The following is an 18,870-nucleotide window of genomic DNA, read 5'->3' on the forward strand; positions in this document are numbered from 1 at the left end:
AAAAAACGCCGGCAATGCCGGCGTTTTTTCATCCATCGCGGTTGAACCTGCGATCAGTACTTCGGCACGCTGTTGTCCACCGCATCCGACCAGGCATCGATGCCGCCGGTGATGTTGTAGACCTTGCTGAAGCCCTGGGCACGGAACTGCTCGGCCGCCTGCGCGCTGCGGCCACCGTGGTGGCACAGGAACGCCAGCGGGGTGTCCTTGGGCAACGCTTCCAGCTCGGCACGGTTGTTGCCGTCGAACGTCTTGAAGTCGCCGCCAATCGACGCAATCGCACGCTCATCGGCCGGGCGCACATCCACTACGGTCAGCGTACCGGCGCGGCGCTGGTCGTCAGCGTCACGAACGGCGAGTTCCTGCACGGCCTTCGGTGCGTTCGGGTTGTCGATGGCCAGGCCCTTGCCACGGATGTCATCCACCCAGTCGATGGTGATGCCCTCGGCGCGGCGCGCGCTGGCCAGGTCGAACTGCACGCGCAGGCCGTTGGATTCGGCGGCAATGGCGTTGTCGTCGTGCGGGGCCAGCTGGAAGTTCGGCTGGAAGCTGGCATCGATGCCCAGCTGCAGCGAGGCACCCGGTGCATCAGCCAGCGCACCGCGCAGCATTTCCACTGCGGCCGGGGTCACGGTGATGCGCGGCGGGGTACGGTCCGGCGCGGCCAGGCCCAGCACGCTGCTCAGCTCACCGCTGCTGGCCATCTGCAGGATGATGTCGCTGCCGCCGACCAGTTCGCTGTCGATGTACAGCTGCGGGATGGTCGGCCAGTCGCCGTAGGCCTTGATGCCTTCGCGGATTTCCGGGTCGGCCAGCACGTTGACGTGGGCAAACTCCACGCCCAGGTCCTGCAGCGCGCCCACGGCCTTGGCCGAGAACCCGCACTGCGGCATGGTCGGCTGGCCCTTCATGAACAGCACGACGCGGTTGGCGGTAAGAATGGATTCGATGCGCGAGCGCAGGGCGGGATCAAGGGACATGGTGGTCGGGTCCGGAGTTTCGAACCGTACATTCTACGCGGCATGGCATCATGGGGCATGACCGTACCGGAAACGTTGCATCGCATTCCCCGCCGCCCGTGGCGCTGGCTGCCCTGGCTGCTGCTGTCCCAGCTGGCGGTGGTGCTGGCCTGGTGGGCCTGGGGCTGGGCCATCGGGCTGCCGTTGATGGTGGCCTCGCACGCCCTGTTCCTGGTGCCGGTGTTCCTGCCCAACAGCCGCTTCTACGCCCCGGTGCTGAGCCACCTGCCGGCCCCGGCCGAACAGGTCTGGCTGACCATCGACGACGGCCCCTCGGAAGAAACCCCGGCGGTGCTTGACCTGCTGGACCGCTACCAGGCCAAGGCCACCTTCTTCATGGTCGGCGAGCGCGCCGCCGCCCGGCCGGAACGGGTGCGCCAGGTGCTGGCCCGGGGCCACGACCTGGGCAACCACAGCCACAGCCATCCGCAGACCCGCTTCTGGCGGCTCGGCCCGGCCGCCATGGCCGACGAGATCGCCCGCTGCCAGCAGGCGCTGACCGACATCGCCGGCACCCCGCCGCGCTGGTACCGCTCGGTGGTGGGCATGACCAACCCGTTCGTGGCCCCCGCGCTGAAACGCTGGGGCCTGACCCGGGTGGGCTGGAGCGCGCGCGGTTTCGACGGCGTGGACTGCCAGCCGCAGGCCGTGGTCGACCGCATCCTCGCCCAGCTGCGTCCGGGCGCGATCGTGCTGCTCCACGAAGGCGCCGCCCACGGCCATAACCTCGCGATCATCGAAGCGGTGTTGCAGGCCATCCAGGCCCGTGGCCTCAGTGCGGCGTTGCCTCTGCGTCCGCTGTCGGGTGCGCATCCACCCATTGCTGGTGGATCCAGCTCCCCAGCGACGCCTGCGCCCACAACAAGGTGATCGACAGGCCCAGCGCCAGCACCCCGGTGACCCGGCGGCGCTGGTGCTGCAGCGCGCTGCCGACACCCAGCAGCAGGCCCACCACCGTGACGCCCAGCGCCACGAACAGCATCGCCAGCACCGCCACCGGCACCTCGTGCATGCCCGCATAGCGGGGCAGGTGGGCCACATGCGCGGTTACCGCGAACAGCACCAGCGCCACCAGGCTCACCACCAGCGCGGCGATGCCCAGCGCGGAATGGCGGGGGCGCGACGTGTTCATGCCGGCTGACCGCGTTCGGCGGTGACCAGCCAGTTGTTGAACGGCGTATTGCCGTACAGCGGCGTCATCTCCAACTGCAGCCCGGCGGCCTCCAACGGTGTGCGCACACTGGCCGCATCGGGGTAGTGCCGGGGCCGCGTGCCCATCCAGCCGACCAGATGCGCCAGCATGTCGGTGATCCGCGTCGTGCGGTCGCGCCCGCTGTTGTCGGCCAGCGTGGTGCGGATCACCAGCCGCCCGCCGGGGGCGACCCGTGCCGCCGCTTCACGCAGCAGCACCGGCTGTGCGTCGGCCGGCAGGTACTGCAGCACGTCCAGCAGCGCCACGCTGCCGTGGTGGTCGGGTAGGGACGCGCTGGCATCCACGCAGTCGAAGCGCGCATCGTGCAGTGCCGCGCGCGCACCTGCCCGCTGTGCACGGGCAATCTTGTCCGCATCGATATCCACGCCATGGTAGGGCTGCGTGCGCTGGTTCTGTCGCAGTACATGGGCCAGCAGGCCCAGCCCGCAGCCGATGTCCAGCAGCGGCAGCGAACAGGGCGCGAGCGCGCCGAGCACGCCCGGGTACAGCGGGTCGCTGCCGAGCTTGCCCCGGCTGTAGTAGTAATCGCGGCGGTTGCCGAAGCGCTGCGCCGGCATGAAGGCATCGGCGATGCGGTGGGCCTGTTCCCTGGCCAGTGGTAACGCGTCCGTGCTCAGCGTGCTGCCTCATCATCCAGGTGGGCGCGAACGACCGGGAAGGCCCGGCGCGTCCACTCGGTATACATCGCCGCCGACGGGTGCAGGCCATCGTCGACCAGCATGTCAGGTTGCGCACCGCGTTCGCGGCTGATCGCGGTGATGTCCACGAACGCCACCGCGTGCTCGGCACAGATCGCCTGCGCCGCGGCATTGTAGGCATCCAGCTCGCGTGCGATCTGCACCGGATCGCGGTTGTTGTCGCGCGCATACGGGGTCACGCCCCAGTCCGGAATGGACAGCACGAACACCCGCCGGCGCTGCTTCCCGGCAAAGCCGAGCGCGCGCTGCAGCAGGGCGGTGAAGCGCGGGCGGTACTCCTCCACGCTGCGGCCGCGGTACTGGTCGTTGACCCCGATCAGCAGGCTCACCAGGCCGTACGGGCCCTCGGGCGCTGCGGCATCGATGCCCGCATCCAGCTCGTCGGTGGTCCAGCCGGTGGTGGCGATGATCTGCGGCTCGGCCACCACGTGGCCGGCTTCCTGCAACGCCGTCGCCAGCTGTACCGGCCAGCGTCCGGCCGGGGCCACGCCTTCACCGATGGTGTAGGAATCGCCCAGGGCCAGGTAGGACAGCGCCACCTCAGGCCACCGCGCTGCGCGGCTTGAGCGGCACCACCTTGGTGTTGGCCTCGGCGCGTCGCGCCAGCGCCCGGTCGATGCGTGCGAACACATCGCGCATCACCTCGGCCTCCGGCAGCAGCGTCACCCGGAAATGGTGGCGGTAGGGCACGTTGAAGCTCGAACCCGGCACCACCAGCACGCCTTCCTCGTTCATCAGTTCCAGCGCGAAATCGTGGTCGTCGAAGCTGCGTGCGGCCGCGCCCACCACCGCCGGGAACGCGTACAGCGCGCCGGCCGGGGCCACCAGCGACAGGTGCTCGCTGGCGTTGCAGGCCTCGATCACCGCACGGCGGGTTTCATACAGGCGGCCACCGGGGGCGCACAGCGCCGACACCGTGTCCGGGCCGTTCACCGCCGCATCGATGGCGTACTGGCCCGGCACGTTGGCGCACAGGCGCAGCGCGCTGAGCAGGTCCATCGCAGCGCGGAACTCGCCCAGCCGTTCGGCTGCACCAGACAGCATCGCCCAGCCCACGCGCCAGCCGCAGGCGCGGTGCACCTTGCTCAGGCCGCTGAAGGTGATGCAGGGGTGCTCGCCGGCCAGCGGGGCCACCGGCTGGAACCGCGCGTCGTCATACAGGATCTGGTCGTAGATCTCATCGACCATCAGCAGCAGGTTGTGCTTCGCGGCGATGGCCACGATGCGCTCCAGCAGCTCGCGCGAATAACTGGCGCCGCTGGGGTTGTTCGGATTGATCAGCACGATGGCGCGGGTGCGCGAGGACACCAGCGTCTCGATTTCCACCGGGTCCGGCTGGAAGCCGTTCTCCGGCGCGCAGCGGTAGTACACCGGGCGGCCGTCGTTGAGGATGGTGGCCGCCGACCACAGCGGGTAATCGGGCGAGGGCACCAGCACTTCGTCGCCCGGGTTGAGCAGGGCGCGCAGCGACAGGTCGATCAGCTCGCTCACCCCATTGCCGATGAACACCCGGTCCGGGTGCGCATCGGGTGCACCACGGCGGGCGTATGCGGCGGCAATCGCCTCGCGCGCTTCGGGCAGGCCCTGCTGGTGGGTGTACGGATCGGTGCGGCCCATGTCGTCGGCAATGGCACGCTGCAGGTGTTCCGGCGCGCGGAACCCGAAGTTGCCGGGGTTACCGATGTTCAGCTTGATCAGCTTGCGGCCCTGCGCCTCCAGCTCACGCGCTCGCCGCGCCAGTTCGCCCCGGATCTCGTAGCGGACTTCGGACAGGCGCTCGCGGGTGGCAAGCGGCTTCAGCGGGGGCGTGGACATGACTGGGCCGTGGTTCGGGCATGGAAATCGCATACTAGCGGAAATGCTGCGTTGCAGGGCAAGGGCTCCGGGGCAAATTCCCAGTATTGGCGGGCAGTTGCCGCCGATGCCTCTAGAATGGGCGCATGAGCGAACCGATCGACTACCGCGCCCTGCAGACCATGGGCTGGCCCTGGGCAGGCGCCCCCGAACTGCCTGCCTGGCAGGCCCTGTTCGAGCAGTTCCCCCAGGCCCGCCCGGGCCGGGTGGTGGAACAGCACCGTACCGGCTATGTGGTGGCCGATGCCCCGGGCGCGGCGATCAAGACAGAATCGCCCGCCGAATGGCAACGCCCGCGGTTCCCCAGCCACGAACGCGCGGCCGTGGGGGACTGGGTGCTGCTGGACGGCATCCTGATCGTGGCCCTGCTGCCCCGTCGCACCGCGATCAAGCGTGGCGCGGCCGGCGAGCACTACCACCAGCAGGTGATCGCGGCCAACATCGATACCGTGTTCATCGTCTGCGGGCTGGATGCGGACTTCAACCCGCGCCGGATCGAGCGCTACCTGATGCTGGTGGGCGGTGGCGGCGCGCAGCCGGTGGTGGTGCTGACCAAGGCCGACCAGACCGAATACAGCGAAGATGCACTGGCCGTGCTGGAAGAACTGGCCGCGCAGGACATCCCGCTGCTGGCCATCAACGGCCGCGACCCGGCCAGCGCCAGCGCACTGCTGCCGTGGCTCGGCGCCGGGCAGACCGTGGTGCTCGTCGGTTCGTCCGGTGCCGGCAAATCGACCCTGACCAACACGCTGCTCGGCTACGAGCTGATGAAGACCGCCGAAGTGCGGGGCAACGATTCCAAGGGTCGCCACACCACCACGCACCGCGCGCTGATTCCGATGCCGTCGGGCGCCTGCCTGATCGACACCCCCGGCATGCGTGAGCTCAAGCCCACCGGCGAAGAGGCGCTGGGCGAAGTAGGGTTCGCCGACGTGGAAGCGCTGGCCGCACAGTGCCGCTTCCGCGACTGCGCCCACCAGCGTGAGCCGGGGTGTGCGGTGCGCGCGGCGATCGACTCCGGTGAGCTGGATGAAGAGCGGCTGCTCAACTACTTCAAGCTGAAGGACGAAGTGGCGGCCGCGGCCGCCAAGCTGGCGGTGCGCCAGGCCCAGCAGGCACTGGAGCGCAAGCATGTGAGCAAGGGGGCGCAGTGGCGCCCGCCGGGCAAAAAGCGCTGAGGCGCATCTCCGCGCCTCGATTACCGGCCTCTGCTCCGGAACAGCAGGTTGTACTGAAGTCGGCGCGTGGCCCGCGCGGTCATGCGCTGGGCATCGGGATGCTGGGCATTGATGAGAACAATGGTCTCTTCCGGAGCAATCACCGACGGTAGTTCGATGATCGCGTGAGCGCCCTCGCTGTACCACGCAGATCCCGTGTTCACCGAGATCATGCCGTGTGGAATGGCGTCCCAACCTACCGGCAGCGTGGCAGCGGAAGTAACACGTCGCGCCGCCCAGACATCATCCGGTACGTCGATCTCGATGACGTACTTGTTCAGCGGCAGGCCGTTGTCATCGATGTGCGCGGCGGTCTCCAGGACCGCCATGGCGAGACTGGGGGCCGCATACACCACCTTCTCGCCAGGCCGGTTCCAGCGGCCCGGCGAAAAGGCGGCGCCGGTGCCGCTGATGTCGTCGGGCGCCCACGCAGGCCCTGTCGAGCCAATGCGGGCCAGCTTCATTGATAGGCGCCGCTCTGGATGGCCCCCAGCACCCGCATCACCGACGCACGGCCGGTGGGCGTATCCATCACGTCGGCCGGCGCCAGGCCACCCAGCGCAGGTTGCGGCCGCTGGATCCACTCGCCCACCCATTTTTCGACGTCGAAGCCACGCGCCTGTTCGTTGTCGCGTTCGGCCGCGAGCATGTCTTCCACGCGGTTGATCAATTCCATCAACCCCACGACAGACTGCCCGGTGGTGCCGGCGAACAGGGACTTGTCCCGCATCTTCTTGGTAAAGGTGGCTTTGGGAATGCGCACGAAGGTCTGGAATTCGGTACTGCTGTCGAATATCTCATCGATCAGGCCCTTCACCACCTGGTAGGGCACGCCTTCGCGTTCGATCTGCACGCGCTCGGCCAGTGGTGCGGTGCGCAGCAGGGCCCGGAACGAATCCAGCTTCACCGGCAGTTTGAATTTCACGGTTGTCGCATCGCGCACAACCTGCGCAGAACGGGGTTCTTTCAGGGGTCCGATGGCGTACGACTCAACCTTGGCCGACGCGGGGGCACGCTTGCTGGCGGCGGACATCGTCATCTCCTCTGGCTACCAATAGTCCAACTATAGGCCAAGAGTGCTCCATCCGCACCCAGCCGCCCATCCCCCTTTTGACCCTGCTAATGTCCGCTTCATGAGCATCGCTCCTCACCGCCCGCCGATGACCGTGGACCGGGACGTGGCCCACCACACCGAGCTGGACGCCCGGCTGGTGGAGGCCGTGGGGGGGCTGCGGCTGCTTGGCCTGACCAGCTGGCCGGCCGCCCTGCAGGCCCCATTCCTGGCCAGCGTGGCGCGTGGCCAGCCGGTGCTGCCGGTGCTGGACTACCCGAAGCTCGATTTCGCCCGCACCCGACGCGAACTGGCCGCGATCAGCGCCCAGTGCGATGTGGACCACCCCATCGGCCTGTACATCCGCCGCTCCGCCCACAGCTGGGACCTTGCCGCCGGCCTGCTCGAATCGCTTGGCACCGCTGCCGTGGACCGTTACTCGGTGGAGCTGTTCGGCTCGCCCGAACAGCCGCTGCCGGGCAACGGCCCCAGCACCCGCGAAGCGGCCCGCCACTTCATCCAGATCGCGCAGGAACTGGACCACGAGCTGCTTGCCCCGGAAGAACAGGTGCCGGTCTCGGCCACCGCATTGCAGCTGCAGCTGCAGAGCGACCTGGATGCGTTCTTTGAATCGCGCATCATCAGCGTGCAGCTGGATCCGGAGCTGATCTCCAAGGCCGCTGCCGGCCCCACCCGCATCCGCCTGCGTACCAGTGCGCGCTTCAGTGCCTACGACCGCGCGCAGCTGTTCCACCATGAAGCGCTGGTGCACTCGCTCACCGCGCTCAACGGCCGCGAACAGCCGCACCTGCCCAGCCTGGCCTTGTCCTCGCCCCGGGTAACCGCCACCCAGGAAGGCTTGGCCACGTTCGCCGAACAGATCACCGGCAGCATCGACATCGAGCGGCTCAAGCGCATCAGCCTGCGCACCGAAGCGATCGCGATGGCACGCGAAGGCGCGGATTTCATCCAGGTGTTCCGCTACTTCTGCGATGCCGGGCAGAACAACGAGGAAAGCTTCGCCTCAGCCCAGCGCGTGTTCCGCGGCGTGCCCGCCACCGGCGGCGCAGCCTTCACCAAGGACACCGTGTACCTGCGTGGGCTGGTGTCGGTGCATACCTTCTTCCGTCATATGCTGGCCGAAGACCGTCTGCAGAACTGCCGCTGGTTGTTTGCCGGCAAGATGTCACTGACCGACGCGGTGGATTTCGCGCCGCTGTTTGAAGAAGGCATCCTGCGCCCACCGCGCTGGTTGCCGCATTGGGTCAGCCGCGCCAACGGGCTGGCCGGCATGCTGGCGTTCTCGCTGTTCGCCAACCGCATTCGCATGGATCAGCTCGCGGCCGAGTAACCGCCGTTGCACCAACGCATTCCATGCACCCGGTCGCACTTTGCGACGCGCCTCGCCAGCCCGTAAGAATCCTTTCATGTTGCGTCCGCAAGATGGCCGCGCACCTGCACCACGCAGGCACCTCCATCATGTAACGGACCCTCATGCTCAACCGACCTCTGACGATCGCCGTGGCGATCGCGCTGTGCGCTGCCAATGCGCACGCCGCCGACGTGGACAGTTCCCTCGACGCCAGCGGCGCGTCCAGCGCCCGCACCCTGGACGCCGTATCGGTGATCGGCCAGGGCGAAACCCGCCAGGTGCAGCGCATCACGGCCGTGGACAAGCAGGTGCTGCCGCCCGGCACCAGCGCGCAGAAGATCCTCGACCGCCTGCCCGGCGTGTCGGTACAGTCCAACGACGCGTTCGGCGCCAACGAGGAATCGCAGACCATCAGCCTGCGCGGCTTCGACAAGAGCCGCCTGGGCTATACGCTCGATGGCATTCCGCTGGGCGACAACAGCTATGGCAACTACAACGGGTTGAGCATCGCGCGTGCGCTGATCGCAGAGAACCTGGCCGGCGCCGAACTGTCGCAGGGCGTCGGCTCGCTCGGTGTGGCCTCCACCAGCAACCTCGGTGGCACCATCCAGTACTTCTCACAAGATCCGTCCACGGAGTTCGGCGGGCGTGCCAGCGTCACCGTCGGCGACGACAACCAGCGGCGTGGCTTCCTGCGCGTGGATACTGGCGACCTCAACGGCTTCTCGGCGTATGTTTCCGGTGTGCACCAGGACGCGGACATGTGGGCCGAACCGAACCAGAACCAGACCACCCGGCAGTTCAACGCCAAGGCGGTGTGGAACGTGGGCGACCACCGCTTCGGCGCATTCGCCGCCACCTCGCGCGTGAGCCAGGCCAACTACGCCTATCTGTCCAAAAGCATGCTCGAGCGTGGCCTGGGCTGGGACTGGAACATCTACGCCCCGGATTGGGATCGCGCCCTGGCCGCGGCCTACTGCGCGCCGGCCACCTACAACGCGCAGCGCTGTGCCTTCAGCGGTGGTGTCAACAGCATCGACGACGCGTACTACCAGAGCCGCGCGCTGCGCGATGACAACCTGTATTCGCTGGATGCCGATCTGGCACTGGGCGACAGCGCACGCCTGAAGCTGCTGGCCTACCACCACGAGAACCGCGGCCAGGGCCACTGGTGGGCACCGGGGCAGGCGTCCAATCCAGGTACGCCGCAGGCGCTGCCGATCTCCATCCGCAGCACCAACTACACCATCAATCGGCAGGGCATCACCGCTGCGCTGAGCTGGCAACTGGGCCTGCACGAGCTGGAAGCCGGCCTGTGGTACGAGCGCAATGACCACAACGTGGAGCGCAACTTCTACTACATCACCGGGCCGTTCCTCGATGATGGGTACCTCAATTACCCGAACCGCCGCCTGTTCGACCAGGACTATGACATCCGCACCCGCCAGTTCTATGTGCAGGACCGCATGCGCTTCCTGGACGATCGCCTGACCGTGGATGTGGGCATCAAGAGTCCCAATACCCGCATGACCGCCGTGTCCAAGCCGGGTACCGAGGCCAGCTATGCCTCCGGTACGCTGACCGCCAAGGAATCGGTGCTGCCGCAGGCCGGTATCGGCTTCAAGCTCAGCCCCAGCAACGAGGTTTTTGCCTCGTACTCGGAAAACATCGCTGCGTTCGTCGGCGGTGGCAGTGGTGGCCCGCTGCAGGTGTCGCCGGAATCGTTCGCGGCCAGCGTGGACGATCTGGAGCCGGAGAAGTCGCGTTCGTTCGAAGCGGGCTTCCGTACCTTCGGCGAGAAGTACCAGGCCTCGATCGCGGCCTACCACGTGATGTTCGACAACCGCCTGCTGTCGCTCAATCCCTGCACCAGCATTGAAGTGGGCACGCGGCCGGAGTGCATCACCCGTTTCATCAACGTCGGCTCGGTGAAGAGCCAGGGCGCGGAGCTGACCTTCATCCTCAAGCCGGTGGATGGGCTGCAGTGGTACAACGCAGTGTCGTGGAACAAGAGCACCTACGAGGATGATTACACCTCGGGCGGCGCGGTGGTGCCGGTGGCCGGCAAGATCACCGTGGATACGCCGCAGCGGATGGCTTCCAGCGAGATCAGCTGGAACCGGGATGGCTTCTTTGCCAGCCTGCGTGCCAAGTACACCGGCAAGCGGTATTACACCTACACGAACGACCAGTCGGTGCCGGGCGTGACCACGTTCGATGCGGGCATGGGGTATTCGTTCGGGCCGGGCCTGGGCCTGCGCGACGTCAAGGTCTCGCTCAACGCAACCAACCTGACCAACAAGCGGTACGCCGGGCAGCTGAGCTCATTCGCCCCGACCGACCCGACCGGTACGCGCTACGCGATCCATGCGAGCGCGCCGCGGCAGTTGTTCATGACCGTAAGCGCGGAATTCTGACGGTGGGACGCCGCCCGACCAACGGTCGGGCGCTACCGTCCAGGGCGACATCGATCCGGGATGCAGGGTAGGTGCCGACCGTTGGTCGGCACATTGCCCGTCATCCCGGCACTGCATCAGAACATATGCAACCCGCCGTTCACGGCGTAATCGGCGCCGGTGACATACGCCGCATCATCCGACGCCAGCCACGCACACAAGCTCGCCACCTCTTCGGGCTTGCCCAGCCGGCGGATCGGCACCGACCCGGCCAAGCGGTCCAGCACATCCGGCGGAAAGCTGCTGATCGACTGGCTGGCAATGTAGCCCGGCGAAATGGTGTTGACCGTCACCCCGCGCGTGGCCACTTCATTGGCCAGCGCCCGGCTGAAACCGTGCATCGCCGCCTTGGCGGTGGCGAAGTTCACCTGGCCGATCTGGCCCTTGTGTGCGCTGACCGAGCCGATGTTGATGATCCGGCCCCAGCCGCGGCCGGCCATGCCGTCGATCACCTGCTTGGTGATGTTGAACAGCGCATGCAGGTTCGAGCCCATCACCGCGTTCCAGTCGTCCTGGGTCATCTGCCGGAACAGCACATCGCGGCTGCCGCCGGCGTTGTTGACCAGTACGTCGATCTCGCCCACTTCGGCCTTGACCTTGGTGAAGGCCGCCACCGTGGATTGCCAGTCCGCCGCATTGCCTTCAGAGGCGATGAAATCAAAGCCAAGCTCACGCTGTTCGCGCAGCCAGCCGGCCTTGCGCGGCGAATTGGGTGCACAGCCGGCCACCACCGTGTGCCCGGTGCGAGCCAGCTTCTGGCAGATGGCGGTGCCCACGCTGCCCATGCCGCTGGTGACGTATGCGATACGAAGGGTCATCTCGGAATCTCCCGGGTCAAGCGGCAAGGGGATACAGCGCGAACAGCAGGCTGCCGGCCATCAGCACCAGCGACACCATCACCGCCCACTTCAGGGTGAACTTCTGGTGGTCGGCAAATTCCACCTTGGCCAGGCCCACCAGCAGGTAGGTCGACGGCACCAGCGGGCTGAGCAGGTGCACCGGCTGGCCGGCCAGCGAGGCGCGTGCCATTTCGACCGGGGTGATGCCGTAGTTGCCGGCCGCCTCGGACAGGATCGGCAGCACGCCGAAGTAGAAAGCGTCGTTGGACATGAAGAACGTGAACGGCATCGAGGCCAGCGCGGTGATCACCGCCAGGTAAGGGCCCCAGGCATCGGGAATGATGGCCAGGAAGCTGTGCGACATCGCCTCCACCATGCCGGTGTTGTTGAGGATGCCGGTGAAGATGCCCGCCGCGAAGATCAGCGACACCACCGACAGCACGTTGCCGGCATGGTTCACCACGCGGCGGCGCTGCTCGGCCAGGTTCGGGTAGTTGATGACCAGCGCGATCGCAAAGCCGACCATGAACAGCACCGGCATCGGCAGCACGCCCATCACCAGCGCCGTCATCAGCGCCAGGGTCAGGCCCAGGTTCACCCACAGCAGCTTCGGCCGCTTGGTGTCTTCGGCATCTTCCACGGTAGGCAGCGCGCCGTCATCGGAAACGCTGGCATCCATCCAGCTGCCCCCCTTGGGCAGCGTCACCACGCCCAACCGGCGGCGCTCCTTCAGGCCCAGGTACCAGGCCAGCAGCAGCACGGAGATGCAGGCCAGCACCATCGCCGGGATCAGCGGAATGAACACATCGGCCGGGTCCACGTGCAGCGCCGTGGCTGCACGCGCGGTCGGCCCGCCCCACGGGGTGAGGTTCATCACGCCACCCGCCAGGATGGTTACGCAGGTCATGTTCAACGCGCTCATGCCCAGCCGCTGGTACAGCGGCAGCATCGCCGACACCGTGATCATGTACGTGGTCGAGCCATCGCCATCCAGCGAGATCAGCATCGCCAATGCGGCCGTGCCCAGCACGATCTTCATCGGGTCGCCCTTGACCAGGCGCAGGATGATCCGCACCAGCGGGTCGAACAGGCCGGCATCGATCATCACCCCGAAGTACAGGATGGCGAACATCAACATCACGCCGGTGGGCGCGATCTTCTTGATGCCATCCAGCATCATCTGGTCGATATCCGCACCGAAGCCGCCCATCAGCGCGAACACGATGGGAATGGTGATCAGGGCGACCAGGGGCGACAGTCGTTTGCTCATGATCAAGTACATGAACGTAATGACCATGCCAAAACCGAGGATGCTCAGCATCATCTGCGGGTTTCCTTGCAAGGGGGGTTAGAAATCGAACTGCAGGCGGCCGGTGACCGCGCGGGTGTGGTCCACGGTGGCCGCGGCGAGGTAATCGCGGTTGCGGCTGTCGATCAGGTTCAGCATGAAGCGCAGGTTCGGGCGCAGGTACCAGTTGCCGCCCAGGGTCCAGGCGTCGGTGCGCGCATCGATCAGGTCCGGCTGGCCGAAGAGGTGCTGCTCGCCACGCATCTGGTCGTACCGCAGCGCCAGCTCGAACGCACCGGCCTTGTGGCGGATGTCCTTGATGCGCGCGAAGCGCCCGGTCCTGCGGTCGTAGCCGCGCGATTCGCCGGTGACGAACCAGCTCAGCATCCCGTAGCCCGCCAGTACCATGCCGCGCTGGCTGCCGTCATCGAAGGTGGCGCCGCTGAACTCGCCCTGCCACGACAGCGGGCCGCGCACTTGTGCGTATTCCAGCGACCACTTGTTGACGTCCGTATCGCGCCCGGAAGAGAAGTCGATCAGGGTCAGCCGGCTGTTGTCGGACAGGTGCCCAGCCGGGCGCGGGCGGATGCGCAGCGCCGGCACGCCGTTGGCGCCCGGGGTGTCGTAGCGCTCATGCGCCAGCGACAGCCCCAGGTGCAGCACGTCGCCGGCAGTGGCGCCCGGTGCCCAGGTGGCGCGGCCGCCGGCTGCACGGCCCTTCACCTGCCACGCATCGATGCTCTCCAGGCTGTAGGCACTGGCCGCCCAGGTCATGTCGTTTCTGGCGGCCTGCCACGACGCGCCCAGCCGGTACAGCGGCGCCAGCGTGGTGCCCGCGTTGCCGCGCTCCAGGAAGCTGCCGTAGTTGGAGCCGGTGCGGTCATCCAGTGAGAAGAACTGCTTGAACTGGCCCACGCTGAGCTTGCCGCCGCTGAAATCACGGCTGACGTAGACATCCTTGGCTTCCACCTGGTCGCCGGAGAAGTCCGCTTCCAGCTTGTAGTCCACCACGAAGAACCTTCCGGACATGTCCAGCCAGGCACGGCGGATCTCGGTGTCGTCCTTGTTCGGGGTGCCGCGCGCATCGTTGTTGAAATCGGCGAAATCCAGGTGCAGGCGGCCGCCGAAGGTGGCGGTGACCGGTCGGTCCGCATCGACCTCATCGGCGGCCCAGAGCGGGGCGATGGGCAACAACAGGGCGCAGGCGGCCAGCCCGCGGCAACGCAGGACATTGAAGTGCATGAACCCTCCCAGGTACATGGCGGTGGGCGGGCAGGGCGTGTGGGCCATGCCAGCCCGCAGGTTGTCGGGACGCGTCCGCACGGGGGTGCCTGGCGATGGCGCAGCCTAGTGCGGGGAAGCTGTCATCCACCTGTCGGCGCCTGCTGCAGCGCAGCGCAACCCACGGCACACCCCGCTCGCGCTAGGATTCCCGCACCCCCGCCTGTTTCCGCCCGATGCGCATCCTGCTGGTAGAAGACAACCCGGACCTGGCCGACGCCATCGTCCGCCGCATGCGCCGCAGTGGCCACGCGGTGGATTGGCAGAACGACGGCCTGGCCGCCGCCAGCGTGCTGCGCTACCAGAGCTTCGACCTGGTGGTGCTGGATATCGGCCTGCCCAAGCTCGATGGCCTGCGCGTGCTGGCGGGCATGCGCGAGCGTGGCGATGCCACCCCGGTGCTGATGCTTACCGCGCGCGATGGCATCGAAGACCGCGTGCAGGCGCTGGACGTGGGCGCGGACGATTACCTCGGCAAGCCGTTCGACTTCCGCGAATTCGAAGCGCGCTGCCGCGTGCTGCTGCGGCGCACGCGCGGGCAGGCCAGCGAAGTGGTGCAGATTGGCGGCTTCCAGTTCGACAACGCCTCGCACCGGGTCAGCCTGGATGGCCAGCCGATTGAGTTGCCCAACCGCGAGTACCGCCTGCTGGAAATCCTGATGGGCCGGCTGGGCCACGTGGTCGGCAAGGACGAGATCGGCAACGGGCTGTTCGGCTTCGACGACGAAGCTGGCCCGAATGCCATCGAACTGTATGTGGGCCGCCTGCGGAAGAAGCTGGCCGATGCGCCGCTGCGCATCGTCACCGTGCGCGGCAGTGGTTACCTGCTCGAAGCCATCGACGGCACGCCCGATGCCGAAGGCTGAAACCCGCGCGCCCAGCTCGCTGCGGCGCACGCTCACCCTGTACCTGGGCGTGCTGCTGGCGGTGTTCGCCGTAGCGTTGCTGTTTGCCGCCCGCGATTACGGCCAGCGTGCCGCCAACCGCTCCTACGATCACCTGCTGGTGTCGTCAGCCCTGTCCATCATCGACTCGGTGGCGCTGGTGGATGCACAGTGGCAGGTGGATCTGCCGTATGCCTCGCTGGACCTCTTGTCGATGGCGCCGGATGACCGCGTGTTCTACCGCGTGTTCGACGGCCAGAACCGCACCGTGACCGGCTACGCCGATCTCCCTCTGCCGCCACGCACGCCTTCCGACGAACCGCAGTTGTTTGATGCCCAGTACAGTGGCGAAACCGTGCGCTTCGTGGTGGTGTCGCGGCGCGTTTCCTCGCCTTCGGCGCAGGCCGAAGTGCGGGTGCAGGTCGGCCAGACCCGCCGCGCGCGCGAAGCGGTAGCGCAGGACATCGTCAACCGCGCGTTGCTCGCCATTGGCGTGCTCTCATTGCTGTCGCTGGCGCTGGTTGCCTTCGGCGTGCACCGCGCCTTCCGCCCGCTGGTGAAGGTGGAGCGCGAACTGTCGCGGCGTGAGCCGTCCGACCTGAGCCCGCTGGATGCGCGCGTGCCGCGCGAGATGGACCAGATGGTGGCCGCGCTGAACCGCTTCATGGCGCGCCTGTCCAGCAGCAATGAAACCCTGCGCGCCTTCATGGCCGAGGCCGCCCACCAGATGCGCACCCCGCTGGCCGCCCTGCGTGCGCAGGCACAGCTGGCGCTGGACGACGACGACCCCGAAGACATGCGCCGCAGCCTGGCCGCCATCGACCGCAACGCTACCCACATGAGCCGCCTGCTCAACCAGCTGCTCAGCGATGCGAGCGTGATCCACCGCTCCAACCTGCAGCGCTTTGCCCCGGTGGACATGGTGGAAACCGTGCACCAGGCACTGCACGAAGCGCTGCCGCAGGCCTTGCCTGCACCACGCGTGCAGCTCGCCGTGGGCATGGCGTCTTCGCGCGTGCAGGGCGATGCGCTGCTGCTGCGCGAAGCAATCAAGAACCTCATCGACAACGCCCTCAAGTACGGCGGCGACGGCCCGTTGCAGGTCGCGCTCACCGAAGAGGGTACCTACTGCGTGGTCACCATCGCCGACCACGGCCCGGGCATTCCGCCGGGCGATGCCGAGCGCGTGTTCGAGCGCTTCGCGCGTGGCGAAGATGCCGCACCGGGCGGGGCAGGGCTGGGCCTGGCCATCGTCAAGCGCGTGGTGGACAGCCACGGCGGCCAGATCGACCTGAGCAACCGGCCCACCGGCGGGCTGGTGGCCACCATCCGTCTGCCGAGGCTGCACGCATGATGCGCACCGTGTTCCTGTTGTTGCTGCTGGCGGCAGGGCCGGCGTTCGCCGCACCTGGCGATGTGCAGCGCTTTGCGGCCAAGGGCACCGCCACGGCCGAGCTGCGCATCCACGGCTCCACCGACATCGAAGTGTTCGCCACCGTCATCACCGATTACCAGCGCCTGCACCCCGGCACCGAGATCGTCTACGAAGACGTCATCACCCAGGACATGTACGCCCAGTACCTGCGCCAGCGCCACAGCCCCACCGGCCCGGACATGCTGATCAGCAGCGGCATGGACCTGCAGGCCAAGCTGGTCAACGACGGCCACGCCTTGCCACACCGCTCGCCGCAGACCGACGCACTTCCCGCGTGGGCGCAATGGCGGCATGAAGCATTCGGCATCAGCTACGAACCGGTGGCGATGGTGTACAACACCCGCACCCTGCCAGCGGCCCGCGTCCCGAAAACGCGCCGCCAGTTGCTAGAACTGCTGCGCGCCCCGGATGCGCCGTTGGCCGGCAAGGTAGGCACCTATGACGTGGAACGCAGCAGCGTGGGCTACCTGCTGGCCACCCAGGACGGCCAGCGCGGCAGCATGGCCGGCGCGCTGCTCGGCGCACTGGGCGACAACCAGGTACAGCTCGAAGAGCGCACCGGCGTACTGCTGGACCGCGTAAGCAGCGGCCAGCTCTCGCTGGTCTACAACGTACTCGGCTCCTACGCCCAGGCCCGCATCGACGCCGGCGCTCCGCTGGGCATCGTCGAGCCCGAGGACTACACCCTCGTCGTCCTGCGCACCGCCGTCATCCCGCGCACGGCCCAGAACGCAGCAGAAGCCCGTCGCTTCCTCGACTACCTGCTATCCCCCCGCGGCCAGCAGGTGCTCTCCCGCGAAGCGCGCCTGATGTCGATCGTCCCCACCCAACGCGGCCGCGCCCCCGGCCGCAGCTACCGCCCGATCCTGCTGGGCCCGGGTCTGCTGGTCTACCTGGATGCCCTCAAGCGCCGCCAGTTCCTTGATGCCTGGAAGGGCAGCACCCAGCCGCGCTGAATCGACCCACGACGGGTGCACGGGTTGCGCTGCTTTCCGCGCGGACACGCATGGCGTGCCCCTACCGCTGGGTGGCAACCCCACCCATGCGTGTCCGCTCTTCGCGGGATCCAAAAATCCCCCCTACAATCCCCCCAATGAGCGAAACCACCATCCTCGTCGCCGACGACCACCCGCTGCTCCGCGCCGCCGTCGTCCACTCCCTGCGCCAGGCTCTTCCGGCCGTCCAGGTCATCGAGGTTGCAAGCGCCCAAGCCCTTGAGGCCGCCCTCAACCAGCACCCGGAAATCGAACTGGTCCTCTTGGACCTGACGATGCCCGGCGCCAGAGGCTTCTCCTCACTCCTGCACGTACGCGGCTCCCACCCGGACATCCCGGTGGTCATCGTCTCCTCCAACGACCACCCACGTGTCATCCGCCGCGCCCAGCAGTTCGGCGCCGCCGGCTTCATCCCCAAATCCGCCCCGGCCGAAACCATCGGCCAGGCCGTAGCAGCAGTACTCGACGGCGGCCTCTGGTTCCCGGCGATGGCAGCAGAGCGCAGCGAATCCGACGCATTGCTCGCAGCCCGCCTGGCCCAGCTGACCCCCCAGCAATTCCGCGTGCTCCTGTGCCTCGCCGATGGCCTGCTCAACAAGCAGATCGCCTACGAACTGGGGCTCGCTGAGAACACCGTAAAAGTCCACGTAACCGCCATCCTGAAAAAGCTCGAATGTGTCAGCCGCACCCAGGCAGCGGTACTGGTAAAGGCCCTCGAACCAGAAGGCGACGCAGGCGCAGACCTCACCTAGGACCGGGACGTGTGGCAACGCGGTGCAAACCGTGCGTTGGCCCCACCCGGTAGGGTCGCATCCCAATCGACCGCCGACGTTGTTCGGCAGCGCGATTTCGGCATGACCCGAACCGAAGGCGGCCTTTCTCTGGGAGCCTAACGCGCATCAACGGCACCAGCGCCGCTCCCGGTTCCAGCCGAGCCGATTGACGCGTCAGGCTAGTTCTACGTGCAACGTAGGGAGCGCCCGATGGTGAAGAGAGAGTTCTGTACGCAGAATGCCTGTGCGGATCGGTCGCCTCTCGTCTCGAAACCACCCAACTCAAACGCAAAAAACCCGCCAGCGGCGGGTTCCTGAAAAAAGACTGGCCCCGCGAGCGGGGCCAGTACGTACCTAGTGTCATCACCAGTAATGGTGGCTGGGAGAGGACGTGTTCCTAGGGCTGCAAGCGAAGGCTAGCAGAGCTTCCCGTTGAACAAAAGTGAACTGCAACATCGAATGGCGCCAGATGGAGCGGAACTTGGGACTTCAGGC

The 18,870-nt window shown here is 67.2% G+C and carries 18 protein-coding genes; 8 read left to right on the top strand and 10 right to left on the bottom strand.

Features of this window, described 5'->3' with window-relative positions; genetic code table 11:
• Nucleotides 1-53 precede the first annotated feature (53 nt).
• The gene (grxD, locus tag QE395_RS03325) at nucleotides 54-980 is read right to left on the bottom strand and encodes a Grx4 family monothiol glutaredoxin (RefSeq protein WP_306987563.1); all 927 of its coding nucleotides are present in this window, start codon (nucleotides 978-980) and stop codon (nucleotides 54-56) included.
• 57 nt (nucleotides 981-1,037) lie between these two features.
• Here grxD and QE395_RS03330 point away from each other — a divergent pair, with 57 nt between their 5' ends.
• Nucleotides 1,038-1,889 carry a polysaccharide deacetylase family protein gene (locus QE395_RS03330; protein WP_306987565.1) on the top strand — a complete coding sequence of 284 codons (852 nt, stop codon included), beginning with the start codon at nucleotides 1,038-1,040 and terminating at the stop codon, nucleotides 1,887-1,889.
• Here QE395_RS03330 and QE395_RS03335 read toward each other — a convergent pair.
• From QE395_RS03335 to QE395_RS03350, 4 genes are read right to left on the bottom strand one after another with little or no spacing between them, the layout of a single operon-like run.
• Nucleotides 1,792-2,151 (bottom strand): hypothetical protein, encoded by a 360-nt coding sequence (locus tag QE395_RS03335; RefSeq protein WP_095362910.1) that lies wholly within the window; start codon nucleotides 2,149-2,151, stop codon nucleotides 1,792-1,794. The two genes, QE395_RS03330 and QE395_RS03335, sit on opposite strands and share 98 nt — an antisense overlap.
• The gene (locus tag QE395_RS03340) at nucleotides 2,148-2,789 is read right to left on the bottom strand and encodes a methyltransferase domain-containing protein (protein ID WP_306987566.1); all 642 of its coding nucleotides are present in this window, start codon (nucleotides 2,787-2,789) and stop codon (nucleotides 2,148-2,150) included. Before QE395_RS03340 ends, QE395_RS03335 begins: the two co-directional genes overlap by 4 nt.
• A 56-nt stretch (nucleotides 2,790-2,845) precedes the next feature.
• Nucleotides 2,846-3,469, bottom strand: a complete 624-nt coding sequence (locus QE395_RS03345) for an SGNH/GDSL hydrolase family protein (RefSeq protein WP_306987568.1) — start codon at nucleotides 3,467-3,469, stop codon at nucleotides 2,846-2,848.
• Nucleotide 3,470: 1 nt separating this feature from the next.
• Nucleotides 3,471-4,745, bottom strand: coding sequence for a pyridoxal phosphate-dependent aminotransferase (locus QE395_RS03350; RefSeq protein ID WP_068853968.1), 1,275 nt, complete (start codon nucleotides 4,743-4,745; stop codon nucleotides 3,471-3,473).
• Between the two features lie 125 nt (nucleotides 4,746-4,870).
• Between QE395_RS03350 and rsgA the strand changes: the two genes are divergently transcribed.
• The gene (gene rsgA / locus QE395_RS03355; RefSeq protein WP_093533584.1) at nucleotides 4,871-5,962 is read left to right on the top strand and encodes a ribosome small subunit-dependent GTPase A; all 1,092 of its coding nucleotides are present in this window, start codon (nucleotides 4,871-4,873) and stop codon (nucleotides 5,960-5,962) included.
• Nucleotides 5,963-5,982: 20 nt separating this feature from the next.
• Here rsgA and QE395_RS03360 read toward each other — a convergent pair whose 3' ends face one another.
• Together QE395_RS03360 and QE395_RS03365 are read right to left on the bottom strand one after the other, a co-directional pair.
• The gene (locus tag QE395_RS03360; protein WP_306987571.1) at nucleotides 5,983-6,465 is read right to left on the bottom strand and encodes an RES domain-containing protein; all 483 of its coding nucleotides are present in this window, start codon (nucleotides 6,463-6,465) and stop codon (nucleotides 5,983-5,985) included.
• Nucleotides 6,462-6,926, bottom strand: coding sequence for an antitoxin Xre/MbcA/ParS toxin-binding domain-containing protein (locus QE395_RS03365; RefSeq protein WP_176472588.1), 465 nt, complete (start codon nucleotides 6,924-6,926; stop codon nucleotides 6,462-6,464). Before QE395_RS03365 ends, QE395_RS03360 begins: the two co-directional genes overlap by 4 nt.
• A 235-nt stretch (nucleotides 6,927-7,161) precedes the next feature.
• Between QE395_RS03365 and QE395_RS03370 the strand changes: the two genes are divergently transcribed.
• Together QE395_RS03370 and QE395_RS03375 are read left to right on the top strand one after the other, a co-directional pair.
• On the top strand, nucleotides 7,162-8,403 hold the full coding sequence (locus QE395_RS03370; protein ID WP_068853965.1) for a flavohemoglobin expression-modulating QEGLA motif protein: 1,242 nt from the start codon (nucleotides 7,162-7,164) through the stop codon (nucleotides 8,401-8,403).
• 143 nt (nucleotides 8,404-8,546) lie between these two features.
• The gene (locus QE395_RS03375; RefSeq protein WP_306987574.1) at nucleotides 8,547-10,841 is read left to right on the top strand and encodes a TonB-dependent receptor; all 2,295 of its coding nucleotides are present in this window, start codon (nucleotides 8,547-8,549) and stop codon (nucleotides 10,839-10,841) included.
• 116 nt (nucleotides 10,842-10,957) lie between these two features.
• On the opposite strand, the gene phbB is transcribed toward QE395_RS03375, so the two are convergent.
• The 3 genes from phbB to QE395_RS03390 are packed head-to-tail and all read right to left on the bottom strand — an operon-like array spanning nucleotide 10,958 to nucleotide 14,249.
• Nucleotides 10,958-11,698 carry an acetoacetyl-CoA reductase gene (phbB, locus tag QE395_RS03380; RefSeq protein ID WP_068853963.1) on the bottom strand — a complete coding sequence of 247 codons (741 nt, stop codon included), beginning with the start codon at nucleotides 11,696-11,698 and terminating at the stop codon, nucleotides 10,958-10,960.
• 16 nt (nucleotides 11,699-11,714) lie between these two features.
• The gene (locus QE395_RS03385; RefSeq protein WP_068854779.1) at nucleotides 11,715-13,040 is read right to left on the bottom strand and encodes a CitMHS family transporter; all 1,326 of its coding nucleotides are present in this window, start codon (nucleotides 13,038-13,040) and stop codon (nucleotides 11,715-11,717) included.
• Nucleotides 13,041-13,067: 27 nt separating this feature from the next.
• Nucleotides 13,068-14,249, bottom strand: coding sequence for a porin (locus QE395_RS03390; RefSeq protein ID WP_306987575.1), 1,182 nt, complete (start codon nucleotides 14,247-14,249; stop codon nucleotides 13,068-13,070).
• Nucleotides 14,250-14,464: 215 nt separating this feature from the next.
• Here QE395_RS03390 and QE395_RS03395 point away from each other — a divergent pair, with 215 nt between their 5' ends.
• The 4 genes from QE395_RS03395 (at nucleotide 14,465) to QE395_RS03410 (ending at nucleotide 18,354) form a co-directional block, all read left to right on the top strand.
• Entirely contained in the window at nucleotides 14,465-15,154 is a 690-nt protein-coding gene (locus QE395_RS03395) for a response regulator transcription factor (protein ID WP_068853962.1), read from the top strand.
• Nucleotides 15,141-16,526, top strand: coding sequence for a sensor histidine kinase (locus QE395_RS03400; RefSeq protein WP_306987576.1), 1,386 nt, complete (start codon nucleotides 15,141-15,143; stop codon nucleotides 16,524-16,526). Before QE395_RS03395 ends, QE395_RS03400 begins: the two co-directional genes overlap by 14 nt.
• A complete protein-coding gene (locus QE395_RS03405; RefSeq protein ID WP_306987577.1) occupies nucleotides 16,523-17,563 on the top strand; it encodes an ABC transporter substrate-binding protein in 1,041 nt (346 codons plus the stop codon). Before QE395_RS03400 ends, QE395_RS03405 begins: the two co-directional genes overlap by 4 nt.
• A 137-nt stretch (nucleotides 17,564-17,700) precedes the next feature.
• Nucleotides 17,701-18,354 (top strand): response regulator transcription factor, encoded by a 654-nt coding sequence (locus QE395_RS03410; RefSeq protein ID WP_093533592.1) that lies wholly within the window; start codon nucleotides 17,701-17,703, stop codon nucleotides 18,352-18,354.
• The last annotated feature ends 516 nt before the right edge of the window (nucleotides 18,355-18,870 follow it).

It is taken from the genome of Stenotrophomonas sp. SORGH_AS_0282 (assembly GCF_030818125.1).
GTDB lineage: Bacteria > Pseudomonadota > Gammaproteobacteria > Xanthomonadales > Xanthomonadaceae > Stenotrophomonas > Stenotrophomonas rhizophila_A.

Coding starts and splice junctions, on each gene's coding strand:
- grxD (WP_306987563.1), bottom strand. CDS start 980: ATGTCCCTTGATCCCGCCCTGCGCTCGCGCATCGAATCCATTCTTACC.
- QE395_RS03330 (WP_306987565.1), top strand. CDS start 1,038: ATGACCGTACCGGAAACGTTGCATCGCATTCCCCGCCGCCCGTGGCGC.
- QE395_RS03335 (WP_095362910.1), bottom strand. CDS start 2,151: ATGAACACGTCGCGCCCCCGCCATTCCGCGCTGGGCATCGCCGCGCTG.
- QE395_RS03340 (WP_306987566.1), bottom strand. CDS start 2,789: ATGCCGGCGCAGCGCTTCGGCAACCGCCGCGATTACTACTACAGCCGG.
- QE395_RS03350 (WP_068853968.1), bottom strand. CDS start 4,745: ATGTCCACGCCCCCGCTGAAGCCGCTTGCCACCCGCGAGCGCCTGTCC.
- rsgA (WP_093533584.1), top strand. CDS start 4,871: ATGAGCGAACCGATCGACTACCGCGCCCTGCAGACCATGGGCTGGCCC.
- QE395_RS03360 (WP_306987571.1), bottom strand. CDS start 6,465: ATGAAGCTGGCCCGCATTGGCTCGACAGGGCCTGCGTGGGCGCCCGAC.
- QE395_RS03370 (WP_068853965.1), top strand. CDS start 7,162: ATGACCGTGGACCGGGACGTGGCCCACCACACCGAGCTGGACGCCCGG.
- QE395_RS03375 (WP_306987574.1), top strand. CDS start 8,547: ATGCTCAACCGACCTCTGACGATCGCCGTGGCGATCGCGCTGTGCGCT.
- phbB (WP_068853963.1), bottom strand. CDS start 11,698: ATGACCCTTCGTATCGCATACGTCACCAGCGGCATGGGCAGCGTGGGC.
- QE395_RS03385 (WP_068854779.1), bottom strand. CDS start 13,040: ATGCTGAGCATCCTCGGTTTTGGCATGGTCATTACGTTCATGTACTTG.
- QE395_RS03390 (WP_306987575.1), bottom strand. CDS start 14,249: ATGCACTTCAATGTCCTGCGTTGCCGCGGGCTGGCCGCCTGCGCCCTG.
- QE395_RS03395 (WP_068853962.1), top strand. CDS start 14,465: ATGCGCATCCTGCTGGTAGAAGACAACCCGGACCTGGCCGACGCCATC.
- QE395_RS03400 (WP_306987576.1), top strand. CDS start 15,141: ATGCCGAAGGCTGAAACCCGCGCGCCCAGCTCGCTGCGGCGCACGCTC.
- QE395_RS03405 (WP_306987577.1), top strand. CDS start 16,523: ATGATGCGCACCGTGTTCCTGTTGTTGCTGCTGGCGGCAGGGCCGGCG.
- QE395_RS03410 (WP_093533592.1), top strand. CDS start 17,701: ATGAGCGAAACCACCATCCTCGTCGCCGACGACCACCCGCTGCTCCGC.